We start from the raw sequence: 13,500 nt of genomic DNA on the forward strand, positions 1-13,500 counted from the left end.
TCACGGCCCGGACGAGCGGTCGCGGATCAGCGCGCCGACATCGAGGAGTAGTAATGCTGCTCGTCGGCGTAAAGGATGCATGCCGCGCCTCGAACCGGTGCCAGGACTATCCCGGGCTCGGTGCCTCGCCGGATACCGCGACACCTGCCTGGCGGAAGTCGTCCAGGGCGGCCACTGTTGTGTGCGGGGCAACCCCGACCGAGTAGTCGAGGCGTACGCGTGCGCGAAACCCTGCCGCGACGGCATCCAGGGCGGTCGCACGCACACAGTGGTCCGTCGCGATGCCCACCACATCGACGTCCTCGACCCCACGGGTGCGCAGCCAGTCCGCCAGGGAGGTTCCCTCCGCGTCCGCGCCTTCGAAACCGCTCTTGGAGGCACTGTGAGCCCCCTTGAAGAAGACGGCGTGCACCTTGCCGTCCGTGACGACAGGTGCGAAATGGGGATGGAATTCAGCGCCTTCGTTCCCTGCCACGCAGTGGACGGGGAAGCTGTCCTGGAAGTCCGGGGTCTCGGAGAAATGGCTGCCCGGATCGATGTGATGGTCCCGGGTGGCCACAACGTACTGGTAGCCACGCCCCGCACTCCGCTCAACCAGTTCCGCGATCGCCGAGGCGATCCGCGCGCCTCCCGCGACGGGAACGCTGCCTCCTTCGCAGAAGTCGTTCTGCACATCCACGACGATCAAGCCACGGCTCATCACGCACACCCTTCAGCACTGTGGAACACAGAAATAACCACTTCGGAAACCTGGACCGGCCCAAGATGCGGAACCGCTCGCTCTACGCGACCGAGGTGCAGGAAACGACGGTGTCCGTGCACAAAGTCCATTCCCTTGGTCATTGCCCAGGTCTACCGGCCACCGTGCGGTCAACGCGGCCTGCGTCACCCGCCCGGACCAGCAGGTTCACCTCAGGATCGATGCACGACGCCGACGAAGTCAGGGCTTCATCGACCAGGGACGGGAAGGTCGGTGGAGCCGATCTTCCCGCTGCCGGGGGCTGCAACGCCGATGCCACCGCTGCCAACCACATCGAAGCCGCCATGACCAGCAACCATCCGGCTCACGCAACCGGGATCGGTCGGGCTGACGGCGCCGCACGGGACATCGAGGCTGGTTCAGCCTGTCCACAGCGACCTCTCGTGCAGTCGCTGGTGATCGATCCGCTGGTTGCCATGGCTGACAGGCCGGGTGGGCTCGGTGACTTTCTCAGAAGGGGCTAAGCCCGCCGCGCGGAACCGCTCTGTACAGGCTGCTTCAGAACTGAGAGCCTCCTCGTCACGACAAGCCGGGGCGGGGGGAGACGACAGGGTGGACATCACACAGCAATGCCGGCAGGCAGCTGGCCCGGTTCTGAGGGGTGAGCAACGATGAACGGCCCGAAGCCGACGACGCTGGCCGGGCTGGCGGGTCTGGCTGCACTCGCCGGACTGGCAGCGCTGACGAAGTGGGGTGTGGGGAAAACCCTGCCCGGCAAGAACGCAGTGGCGCAGCTGGCGGAAGACGAAGCGCGGCGCCGGCGTGAGGCCATCAAGCGGAAACACGAGTACTTCAGGAACAAGCGGGAGGATGCGGCTCGCCGGGCCCGCGGAAACAACCACGACTGAGAGCTGTCCCGTAAACGGCCTTTGGCGGGTGGGGCGCGGTCGTTGGGTTGGTGGGCTGTGCGCTCATCCGGCGAGTTTGAGGTTGTGGGAGGCGGGCGATGCCGCGCATGGCGTGGTGGACGCCGTCGCCCTTGAGGCGGCCATCGCGCAGAATCTTCCAGTACTTCATGCGTGCGAAGACGTGCTCGACGCGGGCTCGTTCCTGTTGGTGGGACGTGTTGTGTGCTTGCTTCCAGGCGGGCCGTTTTCCGCCCTTGCGGCAGCGGTGCGGCACCAGCCGGCCGGTGCCTGCGTGCGTACACCATGAGCGACCTATCGAGGTCGCCCCGACCGGTTGCGGCCGAGGCGACCGCCTCCGCCAACCATTGCGCGGACTGCAGAGCCCACCCACGTCCCACTCCCCACAGGGGATCGCCGGTCAGGGCGGCGTCGCCGATGAACGCGACGCCCGGTGCGGTCGACTTGCGGCTGTGAAGCGGGTAGTTGACCGTACCGGTGATCTTCGTGATGCGCTCGGCGGAGTCGATGGGCGGCGCTTCGGGCAGGGCGCGGACGAATTCGACGAAGCTGCCCTCCAGGTCTTCCCGGAAGGCCGGCAGCCGTTTCTTGTCCGGGAGCACCGCGATGACCGTCACCCCGTCGTCGTTCGGAAATGCGTACGCCATATCGGGCTCGAGGAACCAGGTGTGACCGATCCCGCCGTGCAGCGGAAGATTGCGGAAGTGCGCGAGATAGCCCAACCGTGCGTTCTCGTACCGCCGGGCAGGCGCCCGGCGAACTTCGCTACGATCGAGTCCTTGCCATCGGCGCCGACCACCAGGGGCTTCTACGACGGCATCCGTCACGGCCACCGCCCACCCCGCCTCGGCGACCGGTCCGGTAGCAACAGCTCGATGCTCGCCCACTGGGCGTCAGAGTCAACGACACACATCTACGAACTCAGATGATCCGCAGGGCACGTCCCGGGGACGTCATTTGGATCAAAATGCCGCCGCTACGGCCTCTCACCTCTTGGGGTGTGCGGGTTCCTTGTCCTGCTGGGCACCGCCCGTACGCGGCGAAGCCGGGTGTCCACCACGCCTGTGCGTCCGCGGTGACTGCGAAGGCCTCGATCCCGTCCAGCGACCGCAGCCACTCACGAGAGGCGTCGCCCATGGCGAAGGCGGCCGTGGCGAGCGTGTCCACCTCGGTGAGGTGGCGGCCGACCAGCGTGATGGACGCAAGGTCCGTCGCCGGCCGGCCGGTGCGCGGGTCGAGGATGTGCGGGCCGCGCTCGGCGGTGCCGGACGTCGCGACGGCCAGGTCCCGGCCGGTGACCACAGTGGTGAGGTCCCCGCGGCACAGGGGGTGGGCGACACCTATCTGCCAGGGTCGGCCGGGCGCGGCCTCGCCCCGGGTCTGGATGTCACCGCCGCCGTTGACGCTGTGATGGCGGGCGCCCGCGCCGTACAGCAGCTGCGAGGCACGCTCGACCGCCCAGCCCTTGACCACGGCCGACGGGTCGAGGCGGCCTCCGGGGGTGGCGGAGAACCAGCCGTCGCTGGAGCGCGCGGCGGCCCGGCACAGCTCAAGGACCTCCGCCACCTCGGGGTCGCACTGATGCTCCGTCAGCTCGCCACGGCCCAGGCGGCTGATCTGGCTGCCGGGACGGTAGGTCGAGAAGACCTCGTCCACCCGGTGCAGCCAGGCCACGGCGTCGGCCAGTGCCCGAGTGACCGCGCGGGTTGGTGCGCCGCGGATGTCGAAGGAGAACACGGTGCCCATGGCGTGCTCGGCATGGCGCACCGCGCCGGGCTCAGCCATGGGCACGGTCCAGTGCGCTCTGGAGCGAGGAGATATAGCCCTGGCTGGTGAACGTCGCACCGGACACGGCGTCGATCTCCGCGCTCTGCGCGGCCAGCACCTCCTGCGTGAGCCGGGGTACGGCATGGGCGCTGGCGCCTTCGTCGTGCTCGCCCTTGAGCACGGCGATCGTGGTGAGCCTGCCCTTGACCAGGGTGACCCGCACCTGCACCGGGCCGCGCCTGGTGTCGATGGTGTCCCCGGTGAAGGTCCCCGAAGTCCCGTCGCGCTCCCGGGTGGGTGGGACGGCGCTCGGTGACGCACTGGGGGCGGGCCCGGCCGGCGGGGCGGCTGCGGCCGTCGGAGTCTGGTGCGGTTTCAGGGCCAGCATCAGGAACAGACCTGCGACGGTGGCGGTGGTTGCGGCAACTGCTCGGTTCACGGTGCGGTCTCCTCAGAACGCGAACGACTCGTGGTGGATGCGGCGGCGCGGTACTCCGGCGCCGCGCAGGGCGCTCTTGGCGGCCTCGGTCATCCCCGGCGGCCCGCACAGGTAGACGTCATGGGAGGCCAGGTCCGGGATCAGGTCGCACAACGCGTCCGCCGTCAGCGGCAGGGAGTTCCCGGCCCCTTCGCCGACCGCGTAGTGCACCCGCGCGCCGCGGACCGCCGCTATGTCGTCCAGCTCGCTGCGCAGCGCGAGGTCCTCCACGCGCCGCGCGAAGTACACCAGGGTCACCTCGCCGGGCAAGGTCTCGAAAAGCGGCCGCAGCGGGGTGATGCCGACACCGCCGCCGAGCAGCAGCACCTTCGAACTGCTGCGGCGGGCGGCCGTAAAGGCTCCGTAGGGCCCCTCCGCCCACACCCGCGTGCCGGGCCGGAGCCGGGCCACCGCCCGGCTGTGGCCGCCGGCCTCCTTCACGGTGATCCGCAGATGGCGCGGGTCGACCGGCGCGGAGAGCGAGAACGGGTTGGCGGTCCACCACTGGCCGGGTGCGAGAAAGCGCCAGCGGAAGAACTGACCGGGCTGCGCGCCTAGTTCTCCCAGTCGCTCTCCCGTGAGGTAGACCGAGACGACCCCGGGAGCCTCCGGGTGGACTTCGGCGACTCGCAGTCGGTGCCGCAGCGCCCGCCGCAAGGGGGTGAGAAAGCGATTCCACAGCAGCAGCGCCGCCACCCCGAGGTACAGCGTGTACCAGGCGAGTTGGGCCGGCCGGTCGGCCACGAAGTCCTCGCCGTTCGACAGCTGGTGGAAGAAGGCCAGGAACACCGCGAGATAGGTGCAGAAGTGCAGATAGTGCCAGGTCTCATAGCTCATGCGGCGGCGTGCGGCGCGGGCGGACACCACCCCCACACCGACGAGCAGCAGCAGCCCGATCGTGCCCCACAGTACGTCCTGGTATTGGAACACCAGGGTCGTCGTCTGGTCGATCACGTTCGTTCGCGCGGTGATCGAGGAGCCCCAGATGATCAGCGTGGTGTGGGCGAGGGCGAGGAACACGGTGTACCGCCCGCCCGTCGCATGCCAGCGGGCGAGCCGGTCGGTACCCACCACCCGGTCCAGCACCGGCACCCGCGCCATCAGGGCGAGCAGGACCGCGCAGGCATAGCCCGCGAGCAGCCCGGTGATCCGGCCCGCGCCGGTCAGCCAGCCGTCCAGGCCGACGACCGACGGTGTGTGGCGCCACCACAGGGCGAGCACGGCGACGGCACCGCCATAGACCACCACCAGGACCCCTTCCGGGGGAACGCGCCGGGCCGGCGGTGGCGCGTGTCGCGGAACGTACCTGCTGGTGCGGGTGTGCGGGGCGGCGGTCATGAGGACTCCCTCGGCGAACGGATCGGGCCGCCGGCGAGGTCTGCGTCAGGCGGCGGCCCCGTCGGTCGGCACACCGTGGCAGCGCAACTTCTGGGTTTCCGCTGAAAAGGGGAGCTACGGGCCCTCGGAAGCGGACTCAGAGAAAACGCAGAGATTGAGGCGGGATACTGCCGGGACCATGTACACGCCCGATGCCTCCTCCTCCGCCCCGCCCGGTCTGCGCCATCCCGACGGCACGCCGGTGCGGGTGCTCGTCGTCGACGACGAACCCGACCTGGCCGGAATCCTCTCCGACGTACTGCGCTCCGAGGGCTGGGAGGTCCGCGTCGCAGGCACCGGTGAGGACGCGCTCAGCACCGGCCATGACTTCCGGCCAGACGCGGTGGTGCTGGATGTGATGCTCCCCGACATCGACGGGCTCCAGGTCCTGCGGGGGCTGCGCGCCCAGGCGCCGGGGGTGTGCGTGCTGTTCCTGACGGCCCGCGATGCCGTGGAGGACCGCATCGCCGGCATCACCGCGGGCGGCGACGACTACGTCACCAAGCCGTTCAGCCTGGAGGAGGTACTGGCCCGGCTGCGTGGGCTGCTGCGCCGGGCCGGCATGACCCGGACCACGGACACCACGAAGCTGCTGGCCTTCGGCGACCTCGTGATGGACGAGGACGCCCGTGAGGTGTCTCGCGGCGGACAGGTGGTGGAGCTGACGCCGACCGAGTTCGAGCTGCTGCGCTTTCTGCTGCGCAACCCTCGGCGGGTGCTCAGCAAGGCCCAGATCCTCGACCGGGTGTGGAGCTACGACTTCGGCGGCCAGGCGCATGTGGTCGAGCTCTACATCAGTTATCTGCGCAAGAAGATCGATGCCGGGCGCTCCCCAGTGATCCACACTGTGCGCGGGGTCGGCTATGTCCTCAAGTCGGACCCGCGATGAAACTCCCCACCCTCCCGGCCCTGCGCAGCCTCCGGGCACGGCTCACCGTCGGGCTGGTGGCCCTGCTGGCGCTGAGCTGCCTCGCGGTCGGCGTGGCCACCACCACCGCCCTCGAAGGCTTCCTGATACGCCGGCTCGATCAGCAGCTGACCGCCATCGGCGGCCACTTCCCGGCGAGCCTGGACCCGGCCGGGGCCTCCGGCGGAAACAACGGTGGCCCCGACACCCGCGGACAGGCCGCCGGCACCTTCGGCGCCTGTGTGCTGGGCGGATCGGTGACCCGGGCCGCCGTGGTCGGCGAGCGGACCGAGACCCCGGTGCCGCTCACCGCCGCCGACCGCCGGGTGCTGGCACAGGTGCCCGCGGACGCCCGGGGCCGCAGTATCCGGCTCTCCACGCTCGCCGAGTACCGGGTGATGGGCGTCCGTGGCTCGGCCGGTGATGTGCTGATCACCGGGCTGCCGCTGCAACCCGTCGCGGACACCGTGAGCCGGCTGGAGCTGGTGGAGGCGGTGGTTTTCGGGGCCGCGCTGCTGGTCACCGGGATCGCCGGCGCGGTATGGGTCCGGCTGTCGCTGCGCCCGCTGCGGCGGGTGGCGGCCACCGCCTCGCGGGTGGCTCAACTACCGCTCGCCGGAGGCGAGGTGGCGATGCCTCCACGCGTCCCGGACACCGACCCACGAACCGAGGTGGGCCGGGTCGGCGGCGCGTTCAACCGGATGCTTCAGCACGTCGAGGAGTCACTCGCCCGCAGGCTCGCCAGCGAGCAGCGATTGCGCCGGTTCGCTGCCGACGCCAGCCATGAGCTGCGAACCCCGGTGGCCTCGATCCGCGGGCACGCGGAGCTGGCGCTGCGCAGCCGCGGGCCGGTGCCGGAAGAGGTGCGGCACGCCCTCGGCCGGGTCCGCTGCGAATCCGTGCGCATGGGTGAGCTCGTGGACGATCTGCTGCTGCTCGCCCGGCTGGACGCGGGGCGCCCGCTGGCGACCGAGCCGGTGGACCTGACCCGTCTGGTCCTCGACGCGGTGAGCGACGCCCACGCCGCCGGGCCGGAACACCGCTGGGCACTGCAGCTTCCCGAGGAACCCGTGGTGCTCCGGGGCGATCAGCGCGGACTTCAGCAGGTGCTCACCAACCTGCTCGCGAACGCCCGCGCCCACACTCCGCAGGGCACCCGGGTGACGGTAGGCCTCACCGAATGGGACCACGAGGTGGAAATCCTGGTCCAGGACGACGGACCCGGCGTACCGGAAAAGCTGCAGTCCGAGGTCTTCGACCGGTTCGTCCGCACCGACAACGGGCGTTCGAGAAGCGCGGGCGGCACGGGCTTGGGCTTGGCCATCACCCAGGCGGTGACCACTGCACACGGCGGGCGCGTCGCCCTGACCAGCCGCCCCGGCTACACCGCATTCCAGGTGTGGCTCCCCCGCGTCGAGAAGCCGTAGCCTCGACGGCCGCCCCTGGAGTGCGGCACCTCAGCCAAGACGTCTGCCCGACCACGAAGGCCCTCGGGCACCATGGGGTTGCCGCGAACTGCCGCTCCCTGCCTCCGCCGAGGGGGCGGACGGGGTGCCCTGTCCCGGCCCGGACGGTGGTGCAGGTCGCCGGCCATCATTCTCCGACCCGAGCACCACAACGGCCCGGCCTCACCGCCATCATGCGGTGAGGCCGGGCCTTGTTGCGTATCCGGTGCCTATGCACCCACTGGTGAGGAGTGGCAGTCGGACTGCGGTGATAGCGGCGTCATCACCTGCTCCGCTGTCTCCGGGGCGCCTGGGCATCACCAGCGCTCGTCGGATCTTCTTGCCACCACCAACGTCCGTGGGCGCTGGGGGCTGTCGGCGGGCGCGGTTAGCCGAAGGGGTTGTCGGGGAAGCCGTTGGCCGAGACTGCCGGCTCGCCCGCGAGCACGGGAGCCACCGGGGTGGCGTTGGGGACGGGAGCCGATATCTGTTCCTGCTTCACGCCGGGGGGCAGGAAGCAGGGTGTTTCCACTGAGAAGACGAGTGCGTTGCCGCGTCCATATGTCTCCACCGAGACGAAGAGGTTGTCGCTGCCGCCTTTGGCGTCCATGAGCGCTTGCGATGGCTTCTCGCGGTAGCCGTTGATCTTGTAGCCCGCGGTTTTGAGCTTCTTGCGCATGGCGCGCAAGGCCTTCCCGTGCTCGTCTCCTGAAATCGCCGCCCGGGCGGAGTAGGAGAGGTCAAAGCGGCCGTCGGTGGCATGCTCGTGGTTCCTGCCGAAGCACTCGTAGAACTCCTTGTCCACCGTTTTGTCGTCGGCCGTAAGGCCGTACTGGCTGGCTAGTGAGTCGATCAGTGTGCGGGCCGAGCGTTCGGCTCCGTCCCTGCTCTTGACGGGCAGCGGATCGTTCTTCCCGGAGTCGGTCATGCATCCTCCAGATGCGAGCAAGGCTACGAGTGTGAGCACGCTGATACGGCTGTGGCGGCGGATGCGGCCGGTCACCAGTCGGACCCCTCAGTCTTAGGCGGGTGGGGGTGGGGGTGCACGCGATACTTCCCATCTCCGGGAGGCATTCCCGCGATGATGCGGCCCTGGTTGGCGAGGCTTTCGCTGCCCTTGTCCCAGTAGCCGCCGTGCCCCGAGGTGTCCACGTCGAACACCTTGCCTCCAAACTCCCTCTCCGCAGGATTTTCTCCTAGGGTCTTGCCTGAGGCGTCGGTGGAGACGATGTCGTCGGGCGCCCAGCCGGCCCAGACGTGGTCGGGGTTCATGTTCAGGTCCTTGGCGTGGTCCACTGCCATTCCGGGGCTGCCGACCACGATGACGTCGTCGGCATCCAGGCCGCCGCTCTGGGATGCACCGACGCCCACCACGGTTGATCCGTAGCTGTGGCCGAGCACGGTCATGTGGGCACGTTCTCCCTGATGCGACTCGCGCAGTCCGTGCGTGAAGCTTCTTAGATCACCGCCGGCCGGGTCAGCACGTCCGGTCGTGAACATGCTGGCGTCCGTTTCGGGGGCGTCGTATCCAAGCCATGACACCACCGCAGTGCTGTCGCCGCCCCTCTGCCTGGACGCCTTCTGCAGCCGGTCTACCCGCTCGATCTGCTCATCGACGTTCACCAGGTCGTTGTCGGTGCCCGGGACCTGTACGGCAACGTTGTGGGCGGTGTCGGGGTTTCCCTTTGAGACGAGGGCCCGGCCATCGCCCTTCGTGTCAATCCCCAGTACGTAGAGCCGTTTGTTGTCGTCGCTACCGTCAGCCTTGTCGAGCGCCGTTTGCAGCTTCTGCAGGCCCTCGTACTGCCGCTGGTCGTGGATGCCCAACTCGCCGCTCTGCTTCTTCATGTCATAGTTCGCCAGCGAGAGGTCCACCTCCTTGCGGTTGGCTTCGTCACGGTCGGTACTGGGGATGCCGTCGAGCCAGCCGATCTTGTCGGGGTAGGCGTCGATGTACTCCTGTCGCTCCTGCTCTGAAAGGCCCGCCCACCATTTGGCGTTCTCCTTCGGGTCCTTCTTGGAAGGTATGGAGTCCTCGTCGAGGTGGGCGAAGTCTGCGACCTGGCGGGCGCCGTCCTTCGCGGCCTGGGCGCCGTAGTCCTTGTCGAGGGTGAAGGCGTCGATCTTCTGGAGGAGCTGCATCCCCTTCCAGTCGGCGGTGCCGGCCTGGTCCAGGGCGGCTTGGATGTCGTTCTTGTAGCCGGCCATCACGGCGACACGCAGGGCATGGTCTTCCTGCGCGTCCTCGTCGGCGTTGCCGGTGGGGCATGGCCTGCCGTCCGTCACGTTGCCGTGGTCGTCGACGGCGTATCCGTCGGCCTCGGCTGTGCGCACGCTCTGACGCAGGGTGTCCTGGGCCTGCTTCATCTCCACGTGAACGGTGTCCAGGATGGTGGTGATGGAGGTGACGTCGGACTGCGCGGTGCCGAGCTGGTTCTCGCTCGCCTCCATCTTCATGAAGGCGTAGCGGGAGTCGACGCCCTGCCACTCGCTGGCGTGCAGCGGGCCGGTGACCTTGTGCCGGTGCCGGCCCTGGGCGTCCTCCAGGGCCTTGGCCAGTTTCTGCCAGGACCTGATGGCGGCTTCGAGATCGGAGAAGTCCTGCTTGAGCAGTTCTTTGAAGTTTTCGGGCACGGGTCACCGCACCTGGAACGACTGAACGGTGGCATCTTCGTTGAACTGGTGGCCGTCCGCGGTGCGCCGCAGGCGGGATGCCGCGCTGTCGGGGTTGCCGCCGCCGATCCGTTGGCGCAGTTCATCGAGTGCCATGCCCCAGTCGTGGGCGACCCGTTCCATGTCCGGGCCGATGTACCAGGTCTTCATCGCGGTGCCGGCTGCCTCGATGTCGCGTTTGGCGGTGGTGATGGGGTCCTGGAGATCGTGGCTTACGGCGTCGGCGGCGGCAGCCGCCCTCCGCAGTTCCTCGGGTCTGACCGAGATGCTGCCGTTGGACATAGTCCTGTATTCCCCCTGCTGAATGGATATGTAGCTGCATGATCATGACATCGAGGCTCGTGAGCTGGTTGCGCAGGTGGGCGACTTCGGCTGAAAATCCGCAGATCAGCGAGCCGAACGGCGCGAAGCTGCTGACGACGTCGGCGCTTGTCACGCAGGCACGGTCGTCCGATCGAGGGCGTGCTGAGAGAGCTCGGACTGGTCCTTCGACCCCCGTGAGGTAGCGCCCTGCGAGTGCTGCATCTGTGTCCGGGATTCGGGCCCACACAGGGCCACTTTTTCCGCCCCCAAGGCCGTTGGCGGGCAGCCTCCGTAGCGGGGGATCGCCCCTACGACTGTTGCACTTTCGAAGGTGCCGCCCGGGTGATAACGCCGTGGTCGGCAGCACCCTCGTATCTTCCAGTGGCACGGACAGGGCTGGGCACAGCCAGGCCAGCGAATTCGGCCGGGGCGCGTTCGCGGTGCTCGTCGTCGGCCTCAGTCAGACTCCCGAGACGGAAGCCGGCGGATCACAGGGACCGATGCAGTAGGTGGTCTCTGGCTGCCGTGGACTTGTTGACGGTGGGCCCCTCCCCCTGTGCACACCAGATTGAGCGATGCGAACGCCGATTGTTGCCGCAGGACTACGGTTCCTGCGGCAGCCGGGAGCGCCGAGCTGGGGACACGTGGGAGGCGGGAGCGCTGTCCTGTCTCACTGAAGTGAGTCGTCCTCGTGCCGCTGACCTGCGTGGACTGGATTGGGTGAGACGCATGGACTCGGTTCGTTGAGACAGACCGCGAGTCCCGTGCCTGCCGCCTCGCGAGTCGAGGCTAGGACTCGCTCGCTCCTGAGCGGGCCCAGACGGCGAGGTCGCCTCCGGGCAGCGATACGAAGTGCCATCCTGCCGGGCCCGTGACTTGCCACGCTTCGAAGGACGGATCTGACGAGCAGCTCAGGTGGTGTCCTGTGTCGAAAACGAGACGAAGCGTGCCCGACTTGAACGCGACCGCCGACAGGACCTTCGCTCCGAAGAGTGCGAGAGCCGCTGCGACGTCCTGCGATTCCGGTTTCAGGAGCACGGACGGGCTGGCGTGGACTGTCCCGTGCGAGAGGTTGACGGGTGTTTCCAGTGCGATTTCCCAGTCCGAGTTGAGGACCAGCACGAGCCGGAAGTCCACGCTGATCTTGGTGACGCTCATCCCGCGAAGGTTCAGGATCCACCGGTCCTCGAGTTCGACGGGACTCTCTTCAGTGCTCACTACTGCACTTTGGCTGATTCGACAGTCGAGAGCCATGGGATTTCCGGTGCCAGGGCGGCATGGTCAGAACTATGTTCCGGCTGTGGACAACGAGCAGATCACTATCAAGCTCACCCGGATGAGGCCCTGGTCCTGTCGGACTGGCTGGAGCGGGTGCAGATGGCGGACCTCAGCCGTCTCGTGGACGATGAAGCGGTGTGGGCTCCAATCCGCAGGCTCGCAGGAACGTGGGACAAGGCGGCTGACCATTCAGCCGGGCCGGCCGTCACTCCGGCTGGCCCGGCACCGGGCCTATGAGCCTTCGATCCTGATGACAGCCGAGGTCTCGGCCCCGGGGTCCAGGCCATCCAAGTCGTCCAGGTCGTCCAGGTCGTCCAGGTCGTCCTCAGGGTCCTCGAAGCGGCGCACCGCTTCGCTGACCTCCCGGTCGCTGGACTCGACACAGAACTCGTTGCCCTCAGGATCGGCCAGCGCCACCAAGGCCAAGTCACAACTGCTGTTCGTCCGGCGCCTGTCCACGACGGTGGCCCCCAGAGCGGTCAGCCTGGCGACCTCCTCAACCAGCGCCCCCTGCACCGGGTTGAGCCACAACCGCGTCCGGCTCCGCGGCCGCTGACTGCCACGCTCTTCCACCAGATACAGCGACAGTTCCCCCTCGCCCCCGAGCGCGATGTGCACACCGTCCGCCCCTGGCCCTACGGGAGCGCCCAGAACAGCGCTCCAGAATTCCCCCAGCTTGAGGGGGTCAGCGCACTCCAGCTCGATTACACGCATCACCAGACCCATGCCGACACGCTACGCGCCGTGCACAGGCCGATCAGGACAGGCGCAGGAAAGCGACGACCAGCGCCTGACATTCTCGATCGCCCCAGCGCAGCCCGAACCTGCGACAAGATGCCGGTCGCATCGACGGGTCCTCAACAGCGGTCGTTCCTTGGTCAGTCATGAGGACACCGCTGTCGTCAACGCCAACGGCCAAGGCCCGAACGCAACGCCGCGCCAACTGACCGTTTCAGGATGGAACCCTGAGTCTGCAGGCAGTGTCTGTGGCGGGTGGTAGGCATAGGGAGTGATCAGTCGCCTTCCTCTCGACGAGCAAAGCGCTGCTCTGCAAGCGGTGCTATCCCGCAACGACGTGTTGTTGGAGGTACTGTCCCGGGCCGCGGCGATGGGCCTGCCGGGCTGGTACTTGACCGCCGGGTGCCTGTTCCAGACCGTATGGAACGTCGTTACGGACAGGTCGCCGAACAGCGGGATCAAGGACTATGACGTCTTCTACTTCGACGACAGCGACCTGTCATGGGAGGCCGAGGATGCGGTGATCAAGGCAGGTCAGGAAGCCTTTGGGGGGCTCCCCACCCAGGTCGAGATCCGAAACGAGGCGCGCGTCCACCTCTGGTACGAGCAGAAGTTCGGTGTGCCCTGTGACCCGCACACGTCCACCGAGTCGGCCATTGACTGCTTCGCCGCGACGACCTGTTGTGTGGGAGTCCGCCTGGAGCCTGACGGGCGGTGGCGCGTCTACGCGCCGCACGGTCTGGCTGATGTGTTCAATCTGGTCGTGCGTCCGAATCCGGTGCTTGCCCCGCAGGAGGTCTACGAGACCAAGGCGGCCCGCTGGAGGCAGCAATGGCCCGAACTCACTGTGCTGGACTGGCCGGCAGTCCCGGCCCGCTGACGGGCCCATCCAACTGTCCTGCGCCATC

14 protein-coding genes and 1 pseudogene are annotated in these 13,500 nt (G+C 68.2%); 5 read left to right on the forward strand and 10 right to left on the reverse strand.

The window, feature by feature from the left end; all coding sequences use genetic code 11:
- Nucleotides 1–106 precede the first annotated feature (106 nt).
- A complete protein-coding gene (locus tag ACWGI6_RS23835; RefSeq protein WP_453269393.1) occupies nt 107–700 on the reverse strand; it encodes an isochorismatase family protein in 594 nt (197 codons plus the stop codon).
- Nucleotides 701–1,371: 671 nt separating this feature from the next.
- Here ACWGI6_RS23835 and ACWGI6_RS23840 point away from each other — a divergent pair.
- A complete protein-coding gene (locus tag ACWGI6_RS23840; RefSeq protein WP_453269394.1) occupies nt 1,372–1,608 on the forward strand; it encodes a hypothetical protein in 237 nt (78 codons plus the stop codon).
- A gap of 63 nt (nt 1,609–1,671) precedes the next feature.
- Here the strand turns inward: ACWGI6_RS23840 and ACWGI6_RS23845 are convergent.
- Nucleotides 1,672–1,903, reverse strand: a pseudogene (locus ACWGI6_RS23845) (transposase); the annotation flags it as partial.
- A 175-nt stretch (nt 1,904–2,078) separates the two neighbouring features.
- Between ACWGI6_RS23845 and ACWGI6_RS23850 the strand changes: the two are divergent.
- On the forward strand, nt 2,079–2,555 hold the full coding sequence (locus ACWGI6_RS23850; RefSeq protein ID WP_453269395.1) for a hypothetical protein: 477 nt from the start codon (nt 2,079–2,081) through the stop codon (nt 2,553–2,555).
- Here ACWGI6_RS23850 and ACWGI6_RS23855 read toward each other — a convergent pair.
- Genes ACWGI6_RS23855 through ACWGI6_RS23865 form a run of 3 tightly spaced genes read right to left on the reverse strand, consistent with a single transcriptional unit; the run spans nt 2,548 to nt 5,209 of the window.
- Complete coding sequence (locus tag ACWGI6_RS23855) at nt 2,548–3,411, reverse strand: FAD:protein FMN transferase (RefSeq protein WP_453269396.1); 864 nt, start codon at nt 3,409–3,411, stop codon at nt 2,548–2,550. The two genes, ACWGI6_RS23850 and ACWGI6_RS23855, sit on opposite strands and share 8 nt — an antisense overlap.
- Nucleotides 3,404–3,832, reverse strand: coding sequence for an FMN-binding protein (locus ACWGI6_RS23860; RefSeq protein ID WP_453269397.1), 429 nt, complete (start codon nt 3,830–3,832; stop codon nt 3,404–3,406). The genes ACWGI6_RS23855 and ACWGI6_RS23860 overlap by 8 nt, the downstream gene beginning before the upstream one ends.
- 12 nt (nt 3,833–3,844) lie before the next feature.
- Entirely contained in the window at nt 3,845–5,209 is a 1,365-nt protein-coding gene (locus ACWGI6_RS23865; protein WP_453269398.1) for a ferredoxin reductase family protein, read from the reverse strand.
- 178 nt (nt 5,210–5,387) lie between these two features.
- On the opposite strand from ACWGI6_RS23865, the gene ACWGI6_RS23870 reads away from it, so the two are divergent.
- Together ACWGI6_RS23870 and ACWGI6_RS23875 are read left to right on the forward strand one after the other, a co-directional pair.
- Nucleotides 5,388–6,137, forward strand: coding sequence for a response regulator transcription factor (locus ACWGI6_RS23870; RefSeq protein ID WP_453269399.1), 750 nt, complete (start codon nt 5,388–5,390; stop codon nt 6,135–6,137).
- Nucleotides 6,134–7,582 carry a sensor histidine kinase gene (locus ACWGI6_RS23875; protein ID WP_453269400.1) on the forward strand — a complete coding sequence of 483 codons (1,449 nt, stop codon included), beginning with the start codon at nt 6,134–6,136 and terminating at the stop codon, nt 7,580–7,582. The genes ACWGI6_RS23870 and ACWGI6_RS23875 overlap by 4 nt, the downstream gene beginning before the upstream one ends.
- A gap of 406 nt (nt 7,583–7,988) precedes the next feature.
- On the opposite strand, the gene ACWGI6_RS23880 is transcribed toward ACWGI6_RS23875, so the two are convergent.
- From ACWGI6_RS23880 to ACWGI6_RS23900, 5 genes are all read right to left on the reverse strand, one after another.
- Nucleotides 7,989–8,603: a hypothetical protein gene (locus ACWGI6_RS23880; RefSeq protein WP_453269401.1), complete on the reverse strand. Its 615-nt coding sequence runs from the start codon at nt 8,601–8,603 to the stop codon at nt 7,989–7,991.
- Nucleotides 8,600–10,234: an alpha/beta hydrolase gene (locus tag ACWGI6_RS23885; protein WP_453269402.1), complete on the reverse strand. Its 1,635-nt coding sequence runs from the start codon at nt 10,232–10,234 to the stop codon at nt 8,600–8,602. The genes ACWGI6_RS23880 and ACWGI6_RS23885 overlap by 4 nt, the downstream gene beginning before the upstream one ends.
- 3 nt (nt 10,235–10,237) lie before the next feature.
- The gene (locus tag ACWGI6_RS23890) at nt 10,238–10,555 is read right to left on the reverse strand and encodes a hypothetical protein (RefSeq protein ID WP_453269403.1); all 318 of its coding nucleotides are present in this window, start codon (nt 10,553–10,555) and stop codon (nt 10,238–10,240) included.
- An 810-nt stretch (nt 10,556–11,365) separates the two neighbouring features.
- The gene (locus ACWGI6_RS23895; RefSeq protein ID WP_453269404.1) at nt 11,366–11,794 is read right to left on the reverse strand and encodes a DUF6188 family protein; all 429 of its coding nucleotides are present in this window, start codon (nt 11,792–11,794) and stop codon (nt 11,366–11,368) included.
- Between the two features lie 291 nt (nt 11,795–12,085).
- Nucleotides 12,086–12,568, reverse strand: a complete 483-nt coding sequence (locus tag ACWGI6_RS23900; RefSeq protein WP_453269405.1) for a VOC family protein — start codon at nt 12,566–12,568, stop codon at nt 12,086–12,088.
- A gap of 295 nt (nt 12,569–12,863) precedes the next feature.
- Between ACWGI6_RS23900 and ACWGI6_RS23905 the strand changes: the two genes are divergently transcribed.
- Nucleotides 12,864–13,472 (forward strand): nucleotidyltransferase family protein, encoded by a 609-nt coding sequence (locus ACWGI6_RS23905; RefSeq protein WP_453269406.1) that lies wholly within the window; start codon nt 12,864–12,866, stop codon nt 13,470–13,472.
- The last annotated feature ends 28 nt before the right edge of the window (nt 13,473–13,500 follow it).

The sequence above is a fragment of the Streptomyces sp. NPDC054786 genome (assembly GCF_053611685.1).